Origin of the sequence: Photorhabdus kleinii (genome assembly GCF_025384885.1) — a bacterium.
Lineage (GTDB): Bacteria > Pseudomonadota > Gammaproteobacteria > Enterobacterales > Enterobacteriaceae > Photorhabdus > Photorhabdus kayaii.
Genome location: NZ_JAJAFY010000019.1, coordinates 8,835 through 35,397, shown reverse-complemented (window position 1 = coordinate 35,397; position 26,563 = coordinate 8,835). Strand labels below are relative to the sequence as shown.

The 26,563-nt window shown below is 53.1% G+C and carries 1 protein-coding gene (running past one end of the window); it reads left to right on the top strand.

Going from position 1 to position 26,563, the window contains the following annotated elements:
- On the top strand, window positions 1-26,563 hold the 3' portion of the coding sequence (locus tag LG003_RS11180; RefSeq protein ID WP_262980735.1) for a non-ribosomal peptide synthase/polyketide synthase. Its footprint begins 9,836 nt before the window's first position; 26,563 of the gene's 36,399 nt are visible here — the last part of the coding sequence; its start codon lies off the left edge, out of view; the stop codon is at window positions 26,561-26,563.

Here is a 26,563-nt window from a genome sequence, read left to right as displayed (position 1 = left end):
GGGCGGCCATTCGTTGCTGGCGGTACGGGTGATGAATCGGGTAGCCGCTTTGGGTATTGAATTGCCGCTAACCACCCTGTTTAAATTCCCTTCGTTAAGGGCATTTGCTGAGGCTATGCAGACCCGAAAGGAGCAACCGGATACTATCCTGCCAGCCATTGTGCCGATATCCCGTGAAGGGGAATTATCGTTGTCATTTGCGCAACAGCGCTTGTGGTTCTTGGCACAACTTGAGGGCGTCAGTGAAACTTATCATATTCCGATGGCCCTGCGCTTGTGTGGTGAGTTGGATGTCATGGCCTGGCAAAAGGCGTTGGATACCTTGTTTGCCCGTCATGAAGCGTTACGTTCTATCTTTGTCTCTGTAGATGGTCAGCCGCAAGTACGGCTGTTGGAACCGGATAGCGGCTTACTGTTATCTCAATATGACCTGCGCGGAGTTTCGGATGCTGATGAAGTTCTTGAGCGCCTGAGTACGGAGGAGGCCCACGCGTCATTTGACCTCGAAAGCGGCCCGCTTATCCGTTCGGCTCTCATCCGGATCACTGATGACGAATATCAGTTTTTGCTGACTTTGCACCACATTATTTCCGATGGCTGGTCTGCCAATGTGCTGATACAGGAATTGAATGCGCTCTATACGGCGTTTATGGCCGGACAATCCGATCCCTTGCCGCCATTGGCGATTCAATACCCGGATTACGCCGCCTGGCAGCGTCAGTGGCTGTCGGCTGAACGTATTCAGGTTCAGTCTGACTATTGGCGTGCAATGCTGGCTGACGCGCCGGTTCTGTTGGATTTGCCTACTGATCGGCCTCGTCCACTGGAGCAGTCGTTTGCCGGAGATGCCGTGCTGGTTGATCTGGATGTGGAATTAACAACGGCCCTTAAGCGCCTGAGTGAACAGCAGGGCGTCACCTTATTTATGACGTTGTTGTCAGCCTGGGGGATAGTCTTGTCGCGCCTGTCAGGTCAGGAAGATGTGGTGATTGGAACGCCGAGCGCGGGCCGTAGTCGTCGGGAAGTGGAGCCGTTGATTGGCTTCTTTGTCAATACGCTGGCGTTGCGCATGGATTTATCGGGTGAACTGTCTGTGACGGAATTACTGGCGCGAGTCCGGCAAACCGCATTGTCGGCACAGGAGTATCAGGATTTACCGTTTGAGCAGGTGGTGGAAATCGTGCAACCGCCGCGCCGACTGGCGCATACCCCGTTATTCCAGGTGATGTTTGCCTGGCAAAACAATGAAAGCACGGAATGGGGATTACCGGGGCTGGCGGTGTCGCCGGTCGATCAAGCCGTTGATGCTGTCAAGTTTGATCTTGAGCTCAACCTGTTAGAAGAGGAAGGCAGGATTGTTGGGGCGTTGAGTTATGCCACGGCTCTGTTTGATCTATCGACAATGGAACGGCAAGTGGGATATCTGCATGCGGTGCTGCAAGCGATGGTGGCTAACCCTCAAAAGCCGGTCGGAGAAATTGATATTCTATCTCCGGCAGAGCGCAGGTTGTTGCTGGAAACTTGGAATGCCACGGCAACCGTCTATCCTGAGACGTTATGTGTTCATCAATTGTTTGAACAACAGGTGGAGAAAACGCCAGAGGCGGTGGCCTTGGTGTGTGAAGGGCAGACCCTCAGTTATGCCGAATTAAATGCTCATGCTAACCGGTTGGCCCATCAGCTTATTACATTAGGGGTAGAGCCGGATCAGCGGGTGGCGATTTGCGTGTCGCGTTCACCGGCAATGGTAGTGGGATTGTTAGCGGTGATGAAAGCGGGCGGGGCTTATGTGCCGCTAGACCCGACTTATCCTGGCGGGCGGCTGGCGCATATTTTGACCGATGCTGCCCCTACCGTGGTGCTGGCGGATAAGGCAGGCTGGTCTGCATTGGGCGAGGAAGCGCTGATCGGACTCGTAGTGCTGGACCCGAATACCTTGTCTGAACAGCCGGACAGTAACCCACAGGTACCTGCGCTGACTTCGCGGCATCTGGCCTATGTGATTTATACCTCCGGTTCCACTGGGGTGCCCAAAGGGGTGATGATTGAGCACCGCAATACGGTTAACTTCCTATACTGGGCGCAGCAGGCTTTTGAAACGGAAGCGATCCGCGAGGTGCTTTTCTCAACGTCGATGAATTTCGACCTGTCCATTTTTGAATGTTTTATGCCGTTGTCCCGTGGCGCGGCGATTTATCTGGTGGAAGATGCGCTGTCATTGATGCAGCATGCCTTGCCGGTAACCTTGATCAACTCAGTTCCGTCAGCGATGAAACCGTTATTGCAGGCTGAGGCGCTGATGGAATCGGTTCATACTGTCAATCTGGCGGGGGAACCGCTTAAGGGCGCCTTAATTGAGCAGATTTTTGCAGAAACACAAATACAGCGGTTATGTAATCTCTATGGACCTTCTGAAACGACAACCTATTCTGCCTGGTTGCCGATACAGCGGGGTGACCGGATTATTGAAAGTATTGGCCGTCCGATAGCCAACACCTGTCTTTACTTACTGGACGAGTATGGTCAACCGGCCCCGTTGGGCACGGTGGGGGAAATGTATATCGGGGGCGTGGGAGTGGCGCGTGGCTACCTTAATCGCCCAGACTTGACGGCGGAACGTTTCCTGATTGATCCGTTTAGTGAGGTGCCGGATGCCCGGATGTATCGCACCGGAGATTTAGCCCGTTATTTGCCGGATGGTAATCTGGAGTTCCTGGGCCGTAACGACCAGCAGGTTAAAATTCGCGGTTTCCGCATTGAACCGGGGGAAATTGAATCCCGATTAGTGGAACACCCGGCGGTGAGTGAATCGGTGGTATTGGCACAGGGGGAAGGGCAGGAAAAACGGCTGGTGGCCTATGTGGTGGCAGAAGCTCACGAGGGGTTGATTAACAGTGTACGTGAACATCTGAGTATTCAATTGCCCGATTACATGGTGCCATCGGCCTTTGTGCGGCTGGATGCGTTTCCGTTAACACCTAACGGTAAGCTGGATCGCCAATCGTTGCCAACGCCGGACAATGAAGCCGTGGCCCGTCAGGTTTATGAAGCGCCTCAGGGAGAAATGGAAATCGCGCTGGCGGCGATTTGGCGTGAAGTCTTGGGCGTTGAACAGATCAGCCAGCATGACAATTTCTTTGCTCTGGGCGGCCATTCATTGCTGGCGGTGCGGGTAATGAACCGGGTAGCCGCTTTGGGTATTGAACTGCCATTAACCACCCTGTTTAAGTCTCCTTCGTTAAAGGCATTTGCTGAGGTTATGCAGGCCCGGAAGGGACAACCGGGTACTATCCTGCCCGCCATCGTGCCGATATCCCGTGAAGGAGAATTACCATTATCATTTGCTCAACAGCGCTTGTGGTTCTTGGCGCAGCTTGAGGGCGTCAGTGAGACATATCATATCCCAATGGCCCTGCGCTTGTGTGGTCAATTGGATATCATGGCTTGGCAGAAGGCATTGGATACCTTATTTGCCCGTCATGAAGCGTTACGTTCTGTCTTTGTCTCTATTGATGGTCAACCGCAAGTGCGGTTGTTGGCACCAAATAGTGGCTTACTGTTATCTCAATATGACCTGCGCGGGATACCGGATGCTGATGTTATTCTTGAGCGTCTGAGCGTAGAGGAAGCCCACGCATCATTTGATCTTGAAAGTGGCCCACTTATTCGTGCGGCTCTCATCCGGCTCACCGATGATGAATATCAGTTTTTGCTGACTTTGCATCACATTATTTCCGATGGCTGGTCTGCCAATGTGCTGATACAGGAACTGAACACGCTCTATACGGCATTTATGGACGGGCAATCCGATCCATTGCCGCCGTTGGCGATCCAATACCCAGATTACGCCGCCTGGCAGCGTCAGTGGTTGTCGGCTGAGCGTATTCAGGTTCAGTCTGACTATTGGCGTGCAATGCTGGCTGACGCACCGGTTCTGTTGGATTTGCCTACTGATCGGCCTCGTCCACTGGAGCAGTCGTTTGCCGGAGATGCCGTGCTGGTTGATCTGGATGTGGAATTAACAACGGCCCTGAAACGTCTGAGTGAGCAGCAGGGCGTCACCTTATTCATGACGTTGTTGTCAGCTTGGGTGGTGGTTCTGTCACGTTTGTCAGATCAGGACGATGTGGTGATTGGCACACCGAGCGCGGGCCGTAGTCGTCAGGAAGTGGAGCCGTTGATTGGCTTCTTTGTCAATACGCTGTCATTGCGCATGGATTTATCGGGTGAGTTGGCCGTGAGTGAGTTGCTGGCGCGAGTTCGACAAACCGCATTGGCGGCACAGGAGCATCAGGATTTACCGTTTGAACAGGTGGTGGAAATTGTACAGCCGCCGCGCCGGTTGGCGCATACGCCGTTGTTCCAGGTGATATTTGCCTGGCAGAACAATGAGAGCACGGACTGGGAACTGCCGAAGCTGGCCGTCTCACCGGTCGATCAAGCCGTTGATGTTGTCAAGTTTGATCTTGAACTGGGCTTGTCAGAAGAGGAGGGCAGGATTGTTGGGGCGTTGAATTATGCCACCGCCCTGTTTGATTCGGCGACGATGGAACGACAGGTGGAATATCTGCATGCGGTGCTGCAAGCGATGGCGGCTAACCCTCAACAGCTCATCGGAGAAATTGATATCTTGTCCCCTGCGGAGCGCAGGTTGTTGCTGGAAACTTGGAATGCCACGGAAACCGCCTATCCTGAGACATTGTGTATTCATCAATTGTTTGAACAACAGGTAGAGCAAACCCCTGACGCGATAGCATTAGTGTATGAAGAGCAGACCCTCAGTTATGCCGAATTAAATACCCGTGCTAACCAGTTGGCCCATCAGCTTATCGCACTGGGCGTTGTACCCGATCAGCCAGTAGCGATTTGTGTGTCGCGCTCACCGGCAATGGTGGTAGGAGTATTGGCAATACTGAAAGCCGGTGGTGCCTATGTGCCGTTGGACCCGGTTTATACCGGGGAGCGTTTGGCACATATTCTGACTGATGCCGCTCCGATTATTGTGCTGGCGGATGATACCGGACGTAGTGCGCTGGATGAAAAGACGCTTGCTGCGCTAACTGTGCTCGATCCTAATATTTTGCCTGATCAGCCGGATGGTAACCCACAGGTACCGGCATTAACCGCACAGCATCTGGCTTATATAATTTATACCTCGGGTTCGACCGGGACGCCGAAGGGGGTGATGGTCGAGCATCGTAATATCCAGCGTTTGTTTGACGCGACGGAATCCTGGTATCACTTTACCCGGCAAGATGTTTGGTGTCTGTTCCATTCCATCGCGTTTGACTTCTCGGTATGGGAATTATGGGGAGCGTTACGCTATGGCGCTAAACTGGTTCTGGTGCCGCACGCGATCGCTCGCTCCCCTCAAGAGCTACATCAATTCGTGTGTCAGCACGGTATCACCGTATTGAATCAGACGCCGAGCGCTTTCAAAGCCTTTATTGCCAGTTATGTTGACAACCCATTGTCAGACCAGTTGCGTTATATCATCTTTGGGGGAGAAGCCCTCGATCCGGGTATGTTGCGACCGTGGTATCACCTGCGTGAAGAGACGTCACCAAGGTTAGTGAATATGTACGGCATCACGGAGACAACGGTTCATGTGACTTATCGGGAGCTGAATCCACATGATGTGGAACAGATAACCAGCCCTATTGGTGCACGTATTCCAGATTTAACTCTCTATCTGTTGGATAAATACGGTCAGCCGGTGCCGTTGGGGACAATAGGAGAGTTGTATGTTGGGGGGGCCGGTGTAGCACGAGGTTATCTGAATCGCTCTGAACTGACGGCGGAACGTTTCCTGATTGATCCGTTTAGTGATCAATCGGGTGCCCGCATGTACCGTACCGGAGATTTGGCCCGTTACCTGCCGGAGGGGGATTTAGTGTTTGTGGGTCGCAACGACCAACAAGTTAAAATCCGCGGTTTCCGCATTGAACCGGGGGAAATTGAGGCCCGACTGCTGGAACACCCGGCAGTGAGTGAATCGGTGGTGTTGGCATTGGGGCAAGGGCAAGATAAGCGTCTGGTTGCTTATGTCGTGGCGCCGGCGGATGATGGGCTGGCGAATAGCCTGCGTACCCATTTGAGCGCCATTTTACCGGATTATATGGTGCCAACAGCCTTTGTGCGGCTGGATGCGTTTCCATTAACGCCGAACGGTAAATTGGATCGTCGAGCCTTGCCGGCACCGGATGGTGAAGCTTTTGCTCGTCAGGTTTATGCGGCACCGCAAGGGGAAACGGAAATTGCATTAGCGGCCATTTGGTGTGAGTTGTTAGATATTGAACAGGTCAGTCGGCACGATAGTTTCTTCGCACTGGGTGGTCATTCTCTGCTAGCGGTACGGATGATTGAACGTTTGCGTCATCTGGGGCTGACACTGGCGGTCCGTGATCTATTTCAGTCTCCGGTGTTGTCTGAACTGGCGCAAACGTTGGGACAGCACCGGGCTGTGGTGGTGCCGCCGAATGTGATTACGCCAGCGACGACGACACTTACTCCGGGGATGTTGCCGCTGATAGATCTGACTCAGGCTGACATTGACTGCCTCGTCGAGCAAGTGCCGGATGGAATAACCAATATTCAGGATATCTATGCCCTGTCGCCGTTGCAGGACGGTATTTTGTTCCACCACTTACTGGCAAACGAAGGCGATCCGTATCTAGTGGTCAGTCAGATGGTCTTTGCTGATCGCTCTTTGTTAGACCGTTATTTAGCGGCAGTGCAACAGGTGGTTGAACGTCACGATATCCTGCGTACCGCCTTTATTTGGCAAGGATTATCTGTGCCGGTTCAGGTGGTCTGGCGTCAGGCGCCTTTATCGATCACTGAATTGACGCTGGACCCGGCGGATGGGCCAATTTGTGAACAACTGACTCAACGTTTTAATCCGCGTCATTATCGTCTTGATCTGAATCAAGCGCCGTTGTTGCGGTTTGTGGTGGCACAGGATGATGGTCGTTGGATGGTACTGCAATTGCTGCATCATTTGATTGGCGACCATACCACACTGGACGTGATGAACCGTGAAGTTCAGGTTTATCTGGACGGACAGGAGGAGAACCTGCCTGTGCCAACACCTTTCCGCAATTTGGTCGCACAGGCTCGGTTGGGTATCAGTCAGACGGAACATATTCGCTTCTTTAGCGAAATGTTGGCGGAGGTAGATGAACCAACGTTGCCGTTTGGTTTGGCGGAAGTGCATCGTGATGGTTCGCAAGTGGCGGAATTCCACCGGATGCTGGCGCCTGAACTGAATGACCGTTTGCGCGGTCAGGCTCGTCGTTTGGGCGTCAGTCTGGCGGCGTTGTGTCATTTGGCTTGGGCTCAGGTGTTGTCGCATACCAGCGATCAGGAGCAAGTGGTGTTCGGCACGGTGCTGTTTGGGCGTATGGCGGCAGGAGGGGGTACCGACAATGGCATGGGGCTGTTTATCAATACCTTGCCGTTACGGCTGGACATCGATGATACGCCGGTACGGGACAGTGTGCAGGCTGCCCATACCCGACTAGCCGGATTATTAGAACATGAACATGCTTCACTAGCGCTGGCCCAGCGTTGCAGTGGTGTACAGGGCGAGATCCCGCTCTTTAGCAGCTTGCTGAACTATCGACATAATGCCTTATCGGCAACGTCAAATGGACAGATAGACGGTATTGAGTTTCTTGGTGGACAGGAGAGAACTAACTACCCGTTAGTGCTGTCGGTGGAGGATTTTGGCGAATCACTGGGATTGACTGCTCAGGTTGTCCAGCCGTTGGAGCCAGAACGGATATGTAGCTATATGCAGCAGGCACTGGAGAGTCTGGTAGAAGCATTGGAACAGGCCTCGAAAACTCCGGTACGTCAATTGAAAATTCTGCCGGAAACGGAGAGTACGTTGCTGTTAAAAACCTGGAACGCAACGGAAACCGCGTATCCTGAGGCACTGTGTATTCATCAGTTGTTTGAACAACAGGTAGAGCAAACTCCTGATGCGATAGCATTAGTGTATGAAGATCAAACTCTCAGTTATGCCGAATTAAATACCCGCGCTAACCGGTTGGCCCATCAGCTTATCGCACTGGGTGTCGTACCCGATCAGCCAGTGGCGATTTGTGTGTCACGTTCGCTGGCAATGGTAGTGGGATTGTTGGCAGTATTGAAAGCCGGGGGAGCTTATGTACCGCTGGACCCAACCTATCCGGGGGAGCGTCTGGCGTATGTTCTGACTGATGCCGCGCCAGCTATTTTGCTGGCGGATAAGGCCGGACGTGCTGCGTTGGGTAAGCAGGTACTGGCAGAACTCACTGTACTTGACCCAGATGCACGGCTTGACCTGCCGGACTACAACCCGCAAATACCGGAATTAACCTCACGACATCTGGCGTATGTCATTTATACCTCGGGTTCGACGGGGACACCGAAAGGGGTGATGCTGGAACATCGGGGTGTCTGCAACTATCTGCTATGGGCGTTGAGTGATTACCTGACTGAAAGGCAATTCGATAGTATCGTTTCGTCACCGCTAGCCTTTGATGCCACCGTCACCAGTCTTTACCTGCCCTTACTGTGTGGTGGCAAGATCCGCTTGCTCCGTGACGGGCAGGAGCTGGTTGAACTGCTCCCCGCGTTGCTGTCAATGGAATCGGGTGCTCTGGTTAAAATTACCCCTAGCCACCTTTCAGCAATGGGTCAGGAATTAAAAACAGCGGGACAAGAATGCCCTGCGCACTGCTTTATCGTGGGCGGAGAGGCTTTACCCGGTTCTACTGTTGCACTCTGGCGAACATTATCGCCTAGATCACGCATCATTAACGAGTATGGCCCAACTGAAACCGTCGTGGGTTGTACTGTGTTCGATACCAATCACTCGAGCCGTTTTGTTGATAACGTACCGATTGGTCGGCCAATATCCAATACCCAAATCTATATTCTTGATGCTCGTGGGGAACCTGTTCCAATGGGTGTTACTGGTGAGCTTTATATTGGGGGAATCGCCGTTGCCCGTGGCTACCTGAACCGGCCAGAATTAACGACTGAGCGTTTCTTGCCTGACCCGTTTAGTGATAGACCTGATGCGCGGATGTATCGAACCGGGGATTTGGTCCGTTACTGGCCAAATGGCAATCTGGTATTTGTTGGTCGTAATGACCAGCAGGTTAAAATCCGTGGCTTCCGAATTGAACCGGGGGAGATTGAAGCTCGGCTGACAGAGTATCCTGCGGTACGCGAAGCGCTGGTATTGGCGCTGGATGACGGGCAGGGCCAACGGCTGGTGGCCTATGTGGCGGCGGAAGCAGATGATGAATTGGTTAATAGCTTACGTATCCATTTGAGTGCTATTTTGCCTGGCTATATGATACCGGCAGCTTTTGTGCGTCTGGATGCTTTCCCGCAGACCCCGAATGGTAAGCTGGACCGCCGGGCATTGCCAGCACCGGGAGAGGAAGCGTTTGCTCGTCAGGTCTATGAAGCCCCGCAAGGGAAGATAGAAACGATGCTGGCGGCTGTCTGGCGTGAGTTGCTAGGCATTGAGCAGATTAGCCGACATGACAACTTCTTTGCGCTGGGCGGCCATTCATTGCTCGTTGTACGGATGATTGAACGATTGCGGCGTATCGGTCTGGGGATATCGGTACAAACGCTATTCCAGAATCCAACACTTCGTGTTCTGGCGCAGTCTCTGGCTGAGCATAATGAAATCCCGGTGCCTGAAAACCGTATTACACCGGATACGGTGGCGTTGACACCGGATCTGCTGCCGTTAATTGATCTGACTCAAACTGAGATTGACCTTATCGTTGAGCAAATACCGGGCGGGCTCAAAAATATTCAGGATATCTACGCGCTATCGCCGTTGCAGGATGGCATTTTATTCCACCATTTACTGGCGAATGAAGGTGATCCCTATTTGTTAGCCGGTCAGATGGCTTTTGCTGACCGGCTGCTGTTGGATCGTTATCTGGCAGCGGTTCAACGGGCCATTGATCGACACGATATTTTACGTACTGCCTTTATTTGGCAAGGATTGTCAGTTCCGGTTCAGGTGGTCTGGCGTCAGGCCCCATTATCAGTGACTGAACTGGTTCTGGATCCGGCTGACGGTCCGGTCAGTGAGCAGTTAACCCGGCGTTTTGATCCGCGTCGGCATCGTCTCGATTTGAGACAAGCACCATTGCTGCACTTTGTCATCGCTCAGGAAACGGATGGTCGTTGGGTGTTGCTGGGATTGCAGCATCACTTGATCGGCGACCATGAAACGATGGAAGTGATGCACCGCGAAGTCCAAGCCTATCTGACGGATCAAGAGGACAACTTGCCTACGCCGACGCCTTTCCGCAATCTGGTGGCCCAGGTCCGGCTGGGGGTGAGTCAGGAAGAACACTCTCGCTTCTTTACTGACATGCTGGCGGAGGTCGATGAACCGACCCTGCCGTTTGGGCTGACGGAAGTGCATCGTGATGGCTCGCTGGTGGTCGAATCCCATCGGACGTTGCCGGCCGAGTTAAATGACCGTTTGCGTCATCAGGCGAGACATTTGGGCGTCAGTCTGGCGGCGTTGTGTCATTTAGCTTGGGCTCAGGTGTTGTCGCATACGAGTGGTCAGAAGAAAGTCGTGTTCGGCACTGTACTGTTTGGACGTATGCAGGCGGGAGACGGTGCCGACAGTGGTATGGGGCTGTTTATTAATACCTTGCCGCTGCGGCTGGATATCGATGATACCCCGGTACGAGACAGCGTACAGACAACACATATCCGGCTGGCTGGATTGCTGGTGCATGAGCATGCGTCGCTGGTATTGGCCCAGCGTTGCAGTCGTGTACAGGGTGATATTCCGCTCTTTAGTACCCTGTTGAACTACCGGCATAATGCGAACCCGATGGCCCCGCATGAGGCCGTGCAGGGCATTGAGTTCTTGGGAGGGCAAGAGCGCACTAACTATCCGTTTGTGCTGTCGGTGGAGGATGGTGGTTCTACTTTGGGATTGACTGCTCAGGTCGTGCAGCCATTTGAGCCGGAGAGACTATGCGGTTATATGCAGCAGGCATTGGAAAGTTTGGTAGAGGTGCTTGAACAGGTGCCGGAAACGCCGGTACGGATACTGAATATTCTGCCTGAAACGGAACGGAGGCTGTTGCTGGAAACGTGGAACGAGACTGAAACCGTCTATCCTGAGCAGTTATGCGTTCATCAGTTATTCGAGTGTCAGGCAGAGAAAAATCCTGATGCCACGGCACTGGTTTATGAAGAACAGACCCTCAGTTATGAGGAACTGAATGCCCGAGCTAACCGGCTGGCTCACCAATTGATTGCATTGGGTGTCGTCCCCGATCAGCGGGTAGTAATTTGCGTGGCACGCTCACCGGCAATGGTGGTGGGAGTGTTGGCCGTATTGAAAGCGGGGGGAGCTTATGTACCGCTGGACCCAACCTATCCGGCGGAGCGTCTGGCGTATGTTCTGACTGATGCCGCGCCAACTATTTTGCTGGCGGATAAAGCCGGACGCGCTGCGTTGGGTGAGCTGGCATTGGCAGAACTCACCGTACTTGACCCAAATGCGCGGCTTAACCAGCCGGACTACAACCCGCAACTACCTGAATTAACCTCACGACATCTGGCGTATATCATTTATACCTCGGGTTCGACGGGGACACCGAAAGGGGTGATGTTGGAACATCGAGGGGTCTGCAACTACCTGCGATGGGCGCTGAGTGATTACCTCACAGAAAGGCAATTCGATAGTATCGTTTCGTCACCGCTAGCCTTTGATGCCACCGTCACCAGTCTTTACCTGCCTTTACTGTGTGGCGGCAAGATCCGCTTGATCCGTGACGGGCAGGAGCTGGTTGAACTGCTCCCTGCGTTGCTGTCAATGGAATCGGGTGCTCTGGTTAAAATTACCCCTAGCCATCTTTCAGCAATGGGTCAGGAATTAAAAACAGCGGGACAAGAATGCCCTGCGCACTGCTTTATCGTGGGCGGAGAGGCGCTACCCGGTTCCACGGTTGCACTCTGGCGAACATTATCGTCTGGATCACGCATCATTAACGAGTATGGCCCAACCGAAACCGTCGTGGGTTGTACTGTGTTTGATACTAATCACCCGAGCCGTTTTGTTGATAACGTACCGATTGGTCGGCCAATATCCAATACCCAAATCTATATTCTCGATACCCGAGGGGAACCTGTTCCAATCGGTGTCACTGGTGAGCTTTATATTGGGGGAATCGCCGTCGCCCGTGGCTACCTGAACCGGCCGGAATTGACGGCTGAGCGTTTCCTGCCTGATCCGTTTAGCGATAGACCTGATGCGCGGATGTATCGAACCGGGGATTTGGTCCGTTACTTGCCAAACGGCAATCTGGTATTTGTTGGCCGTAATGACCAGCAAGTTAAAATCCGCGGCTTCCGTATTGAACCGGGGGAAATTGAAGCCCGACTGACAGAACACCCGGAGGTACGCGGCGCATTGGTACTCGCTCTGGATGATGGGCAGGATAAACGGTTGGTTGCCTATGTAGAAGCGCAGGCAAATGACGAGTTGGTGAATAGTCTGCGTACTCATTTGAGCGCCCTATTGCCGGGTTATATGGTGCCGGCGGCTTTTGTGCGGCTGGATGCATTCCCATTACTGCCGAATGGTAAGCTGGATCGTCGGGCGTTACCGGCACCGGACAGTGAAGCTGTTGCTCGTCAAGTTTATGAAGCGCCACAAGGGGAAACGGAAATGGTGCTGGCGGCGATTTGGCGTGAAGTTTTGGGGGTTGAACAGATCAGCCGACATGACAATTTCTTTGCCTTGGGCGGTCACTCGTTACTGGCAATGCGAGTGATGAATCGGGTAACCGCTTTAGGGATTGAACTGCCGCTGACTACCCTGTTTAAATCCCCATCATTAAGGGATTTTGCTGAGATCATGCAGGCTCGGATGGGTCAGTCGGACACGCTCTTGCCGTCCATCCTGCCGATATCCCGAAAAGGGGAATTACCGTTGTCGTTTGCTCAACAGCGCCTGTGGTTCCTGACGCAGCTTGAGGGCGTCAGTGAAACTTATCATATCCCGATGGCCCTGCGCTTATCTGGTCAACTGGATATCGCGGCTTGGCAAAAGGCGCTGGATACCTTGTTTGCCCGTCATGAAGCATTGCGTTCTGTCTTTGTCTCTATTGATGGTCAGCCACAAGTGCGGCTGTTGGAGCCGGATAGCGGCTTACTGTTATCTCAATATGACCTGCGCGGCGTTCCGGATGCTGATGAGGTCCTTGAGCGTCTGAGTACAGAGGAGGCCCACGCGTCATTTGACCTCGAAAGTGGCCCGCTTATCCGTGCTGCTCTCATCCGGCTCACCGATGACGAATATCAATTTTTGCTGACTTTGCATCACATTATTTCCGATGGCTGGTCTGCCAATATATTGATGCAGGAACTGAACGCGCTCTATACCGCGTTTATAGCCGGGCAACCGGCTTCGTTGCCGCCATTGGCGATTCAATACCCGGATTATGCCGCCTGGCAGCGTCAGTGGTTGTCGGCTGAACGGGTTCAGGTTCAATCCGACTATTGGCGTGCAATGTTGGCTGACGCGCCGGTTCTGTTGGATCTGCCGACAGATCGACCTCGTCCGCCGGAGCAGTCGTTTGCCGGAGATGCCGTGCCGGTTAACTTAGGCGTGGAATTAACGGCAGCCCTTAAGCGCCTGAGTGAGCAGCAGGGCGTCACCTTATTCATGACGCTGTTGTCAGCTTGGGCAGTGGTTCTGTCACGTTTGTCAGGTCAGGACGATGTGGTGATTGGCACGCCGAGTGCGGGCCGTGGTCGTCAGGAAGTGGAGCCGTTGATTGGCTTCTTTGTCAATACGTTGGCGTTGCGCATGGATTTATCGGGTGAACTGACGGTGAGTGAGTTGCTGGCGCGAGTCCGGCAAACCGCATTGACGGCGCAGGAGCATCAGGATTTACCGTTTGAACAGGTGGTAGAAATCGTGCAACCGCCGCGTCGGTTGGCGCATACCCCATTGTTCCAAGTGATGTTTGCCTGGCAGAACAATGAGAACTCAGAATGGGGATTACCGGGGCTGGCAGTCTCACCGGTCTATCAACCCTTTGATATTGTCAAGTTTGATCTTGAACTAGGCTTGTTAGAGGAGGAGGGCAGGATTATAGGGGCATTGAGTTATGCCACTACCCTGTTTAATCCCGCGACAATGGAACGGCAGGTGGGATATCTGCATGCGGTGCTGCAAGCGATGGTGGTTAACCCCCAACAGCCGATCGGGGAAATTGATATCTTGGCCTCGGCGGAGCGCAAGCTATTGCTGGAAACTTGGAACGCAGCGGAAACCGCCTATCCTGAGGCGTTATGCATTCACCAACTGTTTGAACAACAGGTGGAGAAAACCCCGGAAGCCACGGCATTGGTATATCAACAGCAAACCCTCAGTTATGCCGAATTAAATGCTCGCGCTAACCGGTTGGCCCATCAGCTTATCGCATTGGGTGTCGTACCTGACCAGCCGGTGGCGATTTGTGTGTCGCGTTCACCGGTCATGGTGGTAGCGCTGTTGGCGGTATTGAAAGCCGGTGGTGCCTATGTGCCGCTGGACCCAACCTATCCGTTAGAACGTTTGGCGTATATCCTGAATGATACAACGCCGTCAGTGGTGTTGGCTGATGCGACTGGACGGGCGGCATTAGGTGATGAGGCGTTGAGCAGGCTGACGGTATTTGATCCGAATACCTTGCCAGACCAGTCGGACCACAATCCGCAGGTAGCTGCGTTGACGCCACAACACCTGATTTACATCATCTATACCTCCGGCTCAACCGGGCAGCCGAAAGGGGTGATGGTGGAACATCAGGCGGTGTATCAGCGTCATTTGGGCTTTAATGAGACCTATGCGGTGACGGCGCAAGATCGGCTGTTGCAATTTGCTTCTTTTGCATTTGACGTTTCAGTGGAGGAATGTTTCTCGACATTATGCAATGGTGCCACGTTGGTCATGCGTGATGACAGTTGGCTGGCGTCGATGTCGGCGTTTATTGGCTTAGCCTGGCAGCACCGTATCACAGTGATGTCTCTGCCAGCGTTATTCTGGTCTGAACTGATTGCCAGAGACAATAATGCATTACCGCTACCGGATTGTCTCCGACTCATTATCATTGGTGGTGAGGCGGTCAAAAAGAGCGCTATTCAGGATTGGTTTGTGCGGGAAGTCCACCGGCCCCGACTGTTGAACGCCTATGGGCCGACGGAAAATACCGTAACGGCGACTTGTAAGGAGGTTTTATCCCCAGCCGATGATTGCTCTATCGGCCGACCGCTTAAAAATACCCGCGTTTACCTGTTGGATAAATACGGTCAGTTAGTCCCGTTAGGCGGCGTTGGCGAAATGTATATTGGCGGCGTGGGTGTGGCACGAGGCTACCTTAACCTGCCAGAATTGAGCGCGGAACGTTTTATACCAGATCCTTTTAGTTCAGTACCCGGCGCACGGATGTATGTTACTGGGGATTTGGCCCGCTATTTGCCGGATGGCAACTTGGAGTTTCTGGGTCGTAACGACCAGCAGGTCAAAATTCGCGGCTTCCGGGTTGAGCTAGGGGAAATTGAAACCCGGCTGGAAGAACACCCGGCGGTGCAAGAGGCGGCAGTGCTGGTATGGGAAGATGAGCAGAGCAAACGGCTGGTAGCCTATGTGGCGGCAGAAGCGAATGAAGGGTTGGCAACCCGTTTGCGTGAATATTTGAGTGCAGTTTTACCTGACTATATGGTCCCGGCAGCCTTTGTGCGGCTGGAGACTTTACCGCAGACCCCAAATGGCAAGTTGGATCGTCGGGCGTTGCCGGCGCTGGGGGAAGAGGCGTTTGCCCGTCAGATCTATGAAGCCCCGCAAGGGAGGATAGAAACGATGCTGGCGGCTGTCTGGTGTGAGTTGCTGGGCATTGAACAGATTAGCCGGCATGACAGCTTCTTTTCGTTGGGTGGTCATTCTCTGCTTGCTGTGCGCATGATTGAACGATTGCGGCATATTGGTCTGAGTGTATCGGTAAAAACGTTATTCCAGCATCCAACACTCTGTATTTTGGCGCAGTCTCTGGTTCAGCATAATGAAATTCAGGTGCCTGACAACCGTATTACACCGGATACCACGGCGCTGACGCCGGCGATGTTGCCGCTGATTGATTTGACCCAAGCTGACATTGACCACATCATCGGGCAGGTGCCGAGCGGGATCGCCAATATTCAGGATATCTATGCGCTATCGCCGTTGCAGGATGGCATTTTGTTCCACCATCTGTTGGCAAATGAAGGTGATCCGTATTTGTTGACGGGGCAAATGGCTTTTGCTGACCGAGCGCTGTTAGATCGTTATCTGGCGGCGGTTCAATGGATAATTGATCGGCACGATATTCTGCGAACCGCTTTCCTCTGGCAAGGATTATCAGTGCCGGCGCAGGTGGTCTGGCGTCAGGCCCCATTGTCAGTGACGGAGCTGACATTAAATCCGGCTGACGGCCCGATCAGTGAGCAGTTAACCCGGCGTTTTGATCCGCGTCATCATCGTCTCGACCTGAGCGAAGCACCGCTGTTGCGTTTTGTCATCGCTCAGGACACTGATGGTCGTTGGTTGTTACTGGAATTGCATCATCACTTAATCGGCGACCATGAAGCGCTGGAAGTGATGCACCGTGAAGTGCAGGCGTATCTGACAGGTCAGGAAGAGAGCCTGCCTGTGCCGACACCTTTCCGCAATCTGGTGGCTCAGGTCCGGTTGGGCGTGAGTCAGGAAGAGTACAGCCGTTTCTTTACCGACATGCTGGCGGAGGTCGATGAACCGACTCTGCCGTTTGGTTTGACGGAAGTGCATTGTGATGGTTCGCAGGTGACGGAAGTTCACCGGATGTTGCCAGCCGGGTTAAATGACCGTTTGCGCCATCAGGCGAGACATCTGGGTGTCAGTCTGGCGGCCTTGTGTCATCTGGCTTGGGCGCAGGTGTTGGCGCGTACCAGTGGTCAGAAGAATGTCGTGTTTGGCACGGTGTTGTTTGGGCGTATGCAGGCAGGGGAAGGGGCAGACAACAGTATGGGGCTATTTATTAATACCTTGCCGTTGCGGCTGGATATCGATGAGACCCCAGTACGGAGCAGCGTGCAGGCTGCCCATGCTCGACTTGCCGGATTATTAGAACATGAGCACGCGTCACTGGCATTGGCTCAGCGTTGCAGCGGCGTGCAGGGTGAGATCCCTCTCTTTAATAGCTTGCTGAACTATCGGCACAATACCTTGCTGGCAGCGTCGGATGACATCATCAGCGGTATTGAATTTATCGGTGGACAGGAGCGGACCAACTATCCGTTAATGCTGTCGGTGGAAGATTTTGGCGAATCCTTGGGGCTGACGGCGCAGGTCGTGCAGCCGCTTGATCCGGAAAGTCTATGCGGTTATATGCAACGAGCACTGGAAAGTCTGGTGGATGCGCTTGAGCAAGTGCCGGACATGCCTGTTAGGGCATTGGAAATCTTGCCGAAAGCGGAACGTACGCTGTTGCTGGAAACTTGGAACGCGACGGAAAGCGCTTATCCTGAGACGTTATGTGTTCATCAACTGTTTGAACAACAGGTAGAGCAAACTCCTGACGCGACAGCGTTAGTGTATGAAGAGCAGACCTTCAGTTATGCCGAATTAAATGCCCACGCTAACCGGCTGGCTCATCAGCTTATTGCACTCGGTGTTGTCCCTGACCAGCGAGTGGCGATTTGCGTGTCACGTTCACCGGCGATGGTGGTGGGATTGCTGGCGGTAATGAAAGCGGGCGGGGCTTATGTGCCGCTAGACCCGACTTATCCTGGCGGGCGGCTGGCGCATATTTTGACCGATGCTGCCCCTACCGTGGTGCTGGCGGATAAGGCAGGCTGGTCTGCATTGGGCGAGGAAGCGCTGACCGGACTCGTGGTGCTGGACCCGAATACCTTGCCTGAACAGCCGGACAGTAACCCACAGGTACCTGCGTTGACTTCGCGGCATCTGGCCTATGTGATTTATACCTCCGGTTCCACGGGAGTACCCAAAGGGGTGATGATTGAGCACCGCAATACGGTTAACTTCCTGCACTGGGCGCAGCAGGCTTTTGAAACGGAAGCGATCCGCGAGGTGCTTTTCTCAACGTCGATGAATTTCGACCTGTCCATTTTTGAATGTTTTATGCCGTTGTCCCGTGGCGCGGCGATTTATCTGGTGGAAGATGCGCTGTCATTGATGCAGCATGCCCTGCCGGTGACCTTGATCAACTCAGTCCCGTCTGCGATGAAACCGTTATTGCAGGCTCGGGCACTGATGGCGTCGGTTCATACTGTCAATCTGGCGGGAGAGCCGCTTAAAGGCGCTTTAATTAAACAGATTTTCCAGGAAACACAAATAGAGCGGTTATGCAATCTCTATGGGCCTTCTGAAACGACAACCTATTCTGCCTGGTTACCGATACAGCGGGGTGACCGGATTATTGAAAGTATCGGGCGTCCGATAGCCAACACCGGCCTTTACTTGCTGGATGAGTATGGTCAACCGGCGCCGTTGGGCGTGGTGGGAGAAATTTATATTGGGGGCGCGGGAGTGGCGCGTGGCTACCTCAATCGCCCAGACTTGACAGCGGAACGTTTCCTTATTGATCCGTTTAGTAGTGTGCCGGATGCCCGGATGTACCGCACCGGGGATTTAGCCCGTTATTTGCCGGACGGTAATCTGGAATTTCTGGGTCGTAACGACCAGCAGGTTAAAATTCGCGGTTTTCGCATTGAACCGGGAGAGATTGAGGCCCGGTTGGTGGAACACCCGGCGGTGAGTGAATCTGTGGTATTGGCACAAGGGGAAGGGCAGGAAAAACGGCTGGTGGCTTATGTGGCGGCCGAAGCCCATGAAGGGTTGGTGACTAGCCTGCGTGCTTACCTGCAAGCTATTTTGCTGGATTACATGGTTCCGACGGCCTTTGTGCGGCTGGATGCACTACCATTGACGCCGAACGGTAAATTGGATCGTCAAGCGTTGCCAGCGCCGGACGGTGAAGCCATTGCCCGTCAGGTTTACCAAGCGCCACGGGGAGAAATGGAAATGGCTCTGGCGGCGATTTGGCGTGAGGTCCTTGGGATTGAACAGATCAGCCGGTATGACAATTTCTTTGCCTTGGGCGGTCACTCATTGTTGGCGGTGCGGGTGATGAACCGGGTAGCCGCTTTGGGTATTGAGCTGCCGCTAACGGCCCTATTTAAGTCTCCTTCGTTAAGAGCGTTTGCTGAGGTTATGCAGGCTCGGCCAGGTCAACCGGATAATATCTTGCCGATATCCCGTGATGGGGCGTTACCGTTGTCATTTGCTCAACAGCGCTTGTGGTTTTTGGCCCAGCTTGAGGGTGTCAGCGAAACGTATCATATCCCAATGGCCCTGCGTTTATCTGGACAGTTGGATATTATGGCGTGGCAAAAGGCGCTGGATACCTTATTTGCCCGTCATGAAGCATTACGTTCTGTCTTTGTTTCTGTAGATGGTCAGCCACAAGTGCGGTTGTTGGAGCCGGATAGCGGCTTACTGTTATCTCAATATGACCTGCGTGGGATACCAGATGCTGATGTTGTTCTTGAGCGTCTGAGCGTGGAGGAAGCCCATGCGTCATTTGATCTTGAAAGCGGCCCACTTATCCGTGCTGCTTTCATCCGGATCACCGATGACGAATATCAGTTTTTGCTGACTTTGCATCACATTATTTCCGATGGCTGGTCTGCCAATGTGCTGATACAGGAACTGAACACACTCTATACGGCGTTTATGGACGGACAATCAGATCCGTTGCCGCCGTTGGCGATTCAATACCCGGATTACGCCGCCTGGCAGCGTCAGTGGTTGTCGGCTGAACGTATTCAGGTTCAATCTGACTATTGGCATGCAATGTTGGCTGATGCGCCGGTCTTGCTGGATTTGCCGACAGATCGGCTCCGTCCGCCGGAGCAGTCGTTTGCCGGGCAGGCCGTGCCGATTAATCTGGATGTGGCGTTAACGACCTCCCTTAAACGCCTGAGTGAACAGCACGGTACCACCTTATTTATGACGTTGTTGTCAGCCTGGTCAGTGGTTCTGTCACGTTTGTCAGGTCAGGAAGAGGTGGTGATTGGCACCCCGAGTGCAGGCCGTAGTCGTCAGGAAGTAGAACCGTTGATTGGCTTCTTTGTCAATACGCTGGCGTTGCGCATGGATTTATCGGATGAATTGACGGTGACGGAATTACTGGCGCGAGTTCGGCAAACCGCATTGGCGGCCCAAGAGCATCAGGATTTACCGTTTGAACAGGTGGTGGAAATCGTGCAACCGCCACGCCGACTAGCGCATACCCCGTTATTCCAGGTGATGTTTGTCTGGCAGAACAATGAGAACACGGAATGGGGATTACCGGGATTGGCAGTTTCACCGGTCGATCAAGCCGTTGATGTTGTCAAGTTTGATCTTGAACTGAGCTTGTCAGAGGCGGAGGGCCGGATTGTTGGCGCATTGAGTTATGCCACGGCCCTGTTTGATCCAGAGACAATGGAACGACAGGTGGGATATCTGCACACAGTGCTGCAAGCGATGGCGGCTGACTCTCAACAGCCGGTTGGAGAAATTGATATCTTGTCTGCGGCGGAGCGTAGGTTGTTGTTGGAAACCTGGAACGCCACGGAAACCGCCTATCCTGATGCGTTATGTATCCATCAATTGTTTGAACGGCAGGTGGAGAAAACGCCTAATGCGATAGCATTAATGTATGAAGAGCAAACGCTCAGTTATGCCGAATTAAATACCCGTGCTAACCGGCTGGCTCGTCAATTGATCGAACAAGGAGTTTGTCCTGGTGATCATATTGCGCTCCTGCTAGCGCGTTCGATGGAACTGGTGGTAGCCCAATTAGCGATTCTTAAAGCTGGTGCCGTTTACGTGCCGATTGATCCTAGTGTACCGGATGAGCGGAAAAACTGGCTGATAAGTGATTGTTCCGCCAGATTGCTGCTCACTGATACACGGGCGGATATTCCGGTGAACCTGGCTGTGCCGCTGCTTCGTCTCTCGGATGAGACGGACATGGGCTGTGAAGAAGAAGATCGCTTTAACCTTAACTTAGCGCATTCCAGCACCGAGTTAGCGTATATCATGTACACCTCCGGTTCTACCGGGACACCTAAAGGGGTTTTAGTGCCGCATCGTGCGGTGGTCCGGCTGGTTATCAATAATGGTTATGCTGAAATCGGACCGGATGATCGGGTGGCTTTTGCCGCTAATCCGGCTTTCGATGCCAGTACGTTTGAAGTCTGGGCGCCATTGCTCAATGGTGGCGCGTTAGTGGTTATCGATCATGACACTTTGTTGACGCCGCAGGCGTTTGTACAAGAGCTACAGGTTCAGCGAATCACTGTTCTGTGGTTGAGTGTCGGATTGTTTAACCAGTTAGCGACGGAGCTGTCTCCGGTTCTGCCACAAATCAAGCTGCTGATTGTCGGCGGAGATGCCCTTGATCCCCATGTTATCGGCCAGGTACTGAACACCAATTCGCCACAACAGCTATTAAATGGCTATGGACCGAGTGAAGGCACCACCTTTACAGCAACATACCGTATCACTGAATTAGCGCCGGGAGCTGCTCGCGTCCCTATCGGTCGACCGGTAGCCAATACGCGGGTTTATCTGTTGGATGCGTATGGTCAGCCGGTACCGTTAGGTGTGGTCGGTGAGATTTATATCGGGGGAGATGGCGTGGCCTGTGGTTATCTTAATCGGCCAGAATTGACCGCTGAACGTTTCCTTATTGATCCGTTCAGCGATAACCCTGATGCTCGCCTGTACCGCACCGGGGATTTGGCTCGTTATCTACCGGATGGCAATCTGGAATTCTTGGGCCGCAATGATCAGCAGGTTAAAATCCGTGGTTTCCGTATTGAACCGGAGGAAATTGAGGCTCGGTTAGCAGAGTACCCAACGGTGCGTGAGGCGGCGGTGTTGGCACGAGGTGAAGGGCAGGAAAAACGGCTGGTGGCCTATGTGGCGGCGGAAGCTCGTGACGGACTGGTAAGCAGCTTGTGTGCCCATCTAAGTGCTATTTTGCCTGACTATATGGTGCCGGCGGCCTTTGTACGGCTGGATGCGTTTCCGCTAACGCCGAACGGTAAATTGGATCATCAAGCATTGCCGGAACCGGACGATGAAGCCTTTGTGCACCAAGTTTACGCTGCGCCTCAGGGAGAAACAGAAATAGCGCTGGCGGCTATCTGGCGTGAATTACTGGGGATTGAGCAGGTCAGCCGGTACGACAGCTTTTTTGCCTTGGGTGGTCATTCGTTGCTTGCGATACGGATGGTTGAACGCCTGCGTCATCTGGGATTGACGCTAACGGCGCGTGATCTGTTCCAATCGCCGGTGCTGTCAAACCTGGCCCAAACGTTGGGACAGCACCAGGCTGTGATAGTGCCGCCTAACGTCATTACTCCGGCAACTACAGCCCTGACGCCGGCGATGTTGCCGCTGATTGATTTGACTCAGGCCGACATTGACCGCATCGTCAGGCAGGTGCCGGGCGGGGTGAGCAACATTCAGGATATCTATGCCCTGTCGCCGTTACAGGACGGTATTTTGTTCCACCACCTACTGGCAAACGAAGGCGATCCCTATTTGTTAGCCGGGCAGATGGCCTTCGCTGATCGGACTCTGCTAGATCGTTACCTGGCGGCGGTACAGCAAGTTGTTGATCGTCACGATATTCTGCGTACTGCTTTTGTCTGGCAAGAGTTGTCTGTGCCGGCTCAGGTCGTCTGGCGTCAGGCGCCTTTATCAGTCACTGAATTGACGCTAGACCCGGCGGATGGGCCGATTTGTGAACAACTGATTCAACGCTTTAATCCCCGTCATTATCGTCTTGAACTGGATCAAGCGCCATTGTTACGGTTTGTGGTGGCGCAGGAGACGGATGGTCGTTGGGTGGTACTGCAATTGCTGCATCACCTGATTGGCGACCATACCACGCTGGACGTGATGAACAGTGAGGTTCAGGCGTATCTTACTGAACGGGAGGAGAGTCTGACTTCTCCAGTCTCTTTCCGTAATTTAGTGGCTGAGGCCCGGTTGGGAATGAGTCAGGAGGAACACACCCGTTTCTTTACCGAGATGTTGGCGGAGGTGGACGAACCTACGCTGCCATTTGGATTGACGGAGGTGCATCGTGATGGTTCACAGGTGATGGAATCCTACTGGATGCTGGCGCCTGAACTGAATGACCGCCTGCGTGGTCAGGCCCGGCGTTTGGGGGTCAGTCTGGCGGCATTGTGTCATTTGGCTTGGGCACAGGTGTTGTCACATACCAGCGATCAGGAGCAAGTGGTGTTCGGTACCGTGTTGTTTGGACGGATGCAGGCAGGTGAAGGCGCCGACAATGGCATGGGGCTGTTTATCAATACTTTGCCGCTGCGGCTGGACATCGATGATACGCCGGTACGGGAGAGTGTGCTGGCCGCCCATACCCGGTTGGCCGGATTATTAGAGCATGAACATGCGTCACTGGCGTTGGCCCAGCGTTGCAGTGGTGTGCAGGGTGAGATCCCCCTCTTTAGCAGCTTGCTGAACTATCGACATAATGTGTCTTCGACAACGTTGGATGAACTTGTAAACGGTATCGAATTCCTTGATATGCAGGAGCGAACTAATTATCCGTTAGTGCTGTCGGTGGAGGATTTTGGCGAATCCTTGGGGATAACCGTTCAAGTTGCCCAGCCGTTTGAACCGGAACGGGTATGTGGCTATATGCAGCAGGCATTGGAGAGCTTGGCAGAGGCATTGGAACAAACCCCGGAAACGCCGGTACGGACGTTGAATATTCTGCCGGAAGCGGAGCGTACACTGTTGCTGAAAACCTGGAACGCGACGGAAACCGCGTATCCTGATGCATTGTGTATTCATCAATTGTTTGAACATCAGGTGGAGCAAACCCCGGGTGCGTTAGCATTAGTGCATGAAGAACAAACCCTCAGTTATGCGGAATTAAATGCCCGTGCTAACCGGTTGGCTCATCAGCTAATTGAACTGGGCGTAGCGCCGGATCAACGAGTGGCGATTTGCGTGTCGCGTTCATCGGCAATGGTGGTAGGAATATTGGCAATACTGAAAGCCGGTGGCGCTTATGTGCCGTTGGACCCGGTTTATACTGGGGAGCGTCTGGCGCATATTCTGACTGATGCCGCTCCGGTTATTTTGCTGGCGGATAAAGCCGGACGCGCTGCATTGGGTGAGCAGGCACTGGCGGAGCTCACGGTAATTGACCCGAATGTATTGTTCAGCCAGCGGGACGACAACCCGCAGATACCGGCACTCACTTCACGACATCTGGCGTATGTCATTTATACCTCGGGTTCGACCGGGACACCGAAAGGCGTGATGCTGGAACATCGTGGTGTCTGCAACTACCTGCTATGGGCGCGGAGTGATTACCTCACTGAAAGGCAATTCGATAGTATCGTTTCATCATCGATAGCCTTTGATGCCACGGTTACTAGCCTTTACCTGCCTTTACTGTGCGGCGGCAAGATCCATTTGCTCGGTGACGGGCAGGAGCTGGTTGAATTGCTCCCTGCATTGTTGTCAATGGAATCAGGCGCTTTGGTTAAAATTACGCCTGGTCATCTTTCGGCAATAGGGCAGAAATTGAAAACTATGGGACGAACATGCCCGGCTCACTGTTTTATCGTGGGTGGAGAGGCGCTGCCCAGTTCCACTATTGCACTTTGGCGAACATTATCGCCTGGATCACGCATCATCAACGAGTACGGCCCAACCGAAACCGTCGTGGGTTGTACGGTGTTTGATATCAATCACTCGGGCTGTTTTGGCGATAACGTACCGATTGGCCGCCCAATATCCAATCTCCAAATTTACATTCTCGATACCCACGGGAAACCTGTCCCAATAGGTGTCACGGGTGAACTTTACATTGGAGGAGTCGCTGTCGCTCGTGGCTACCTGAATCGGCCAGAATTGACGGCTGAACGTTTCCTGATAGATCCGTTTAGTGATCGACCGGGTGCTCGTATGTACCGTACCGGGGATTTAGCTCGTTACCTGCTGGATGGCAACCTGGAATTCCTGGGCCGCAACGACCAGCAGGTTAAAATCCGTGGTTTCCGCATTGAACCGGGGGAAATTGAGACACGTCTGATAGAGCACCCAGCGGTGCGTGAGGCAACTGTGCTGGCGCTGGGGGATGGACAGGACAAACGGCTGGTCGCCTATGTCGTGGTGCCAGCGGATGAGGGGCTGGCCAATAACCTGCGTACCTACTTGAGTGTAACTTTACCTGACTATATGGTGCCGTCAGCTTTTGTGCGTTTGGATGCGTTTCCCCTGACCTCGAACGGTAAATTGGATCGTCGGGCCTTGCCGGCCCCGGACAATGAAGCGTTTGTCCGTCAGATTTATGAAGCGCCGCAAGGGGAAACGGAAATTGCATTGGCGGCTATCTGGTGTGAGTTGATAGGGGTTGAGCAAATAAGTCGGCATGATAACTTCTTCACGTTGGGGGGGCATTCACTGCTTGCCATGCGAATGATAAATCTTGCCGCCGGTCGGGGTTTGGTTTGCACATTGAATGCTGTGTTCCAATTCCCGGTGTTGGCTGAACTGGCTGCGAAAATCACCTCAGATTTGCTGTCTCAACCGCAAAACAGTGCTATATCGGTGCGACTGGATGGGACAGGGTTGCCGCTATTTTTTGTTCCTAGTGGCATGGGTGATTACTCCTATGTCTTCGGGTTGGCTCGACATATCCCATCGGGCCATCCGATTTATGCGTTGCCTTGGCCGTCAATTAATGAAGAGCCGATGGTAACGATGGAGCAGCAGGCGGCGAGAATGATCACCTTGATGAAGGCTGTTCAACCGGAAGGCCCTTATCGGCTATGTGGTTACTCTTCCGGTGGGATATTGGCTTATGCTATTGCCCAGCAGCTTTTGAATGCGGGTGAAATGGTCAATTTCCTGGGGTTGATTGATGCGCCTGCGCCTCATTATTTAGGGGAACAGATCATGCAACCTAAATATCGGTTCTTTATTGAACTAGCTCGACAGTCGGAGGAGGAATATTCGGAAGAGATTGCGGAGTTATACCGTCGAATTGATGAGTTGAATTTTGTGCAGTTTATTGAGGTAGCACAAGAATTGGCATTATATCCGGCAAATCTGCGTGCTGATGTGATTGCAAAACGTTGGGGGCAGATCGAGCGTTACGCGCAAATAGTTGTGGATTATGAACCGCCGGCATTAGCAATAACGCTGCATCAGTTCTATGCGGTAGAACCTTCCCCCGCTATTTCTTTTATGACGGATGAAAAACCGGAGTCAGTGAACATGGAACCGTCGTTGGGTTGGGCGAAGATAATGTCTGATACTTCGCTTGAGCTGATTGCGATACCGGGTGATCATTTTAGTTTATTGGAGGATGATGAGAATAAAACCGCTTTAGCTCAGGCTTTGAATAGGGCGCTGGCAATCAGTTGTGATGAGGAGACATCGTAA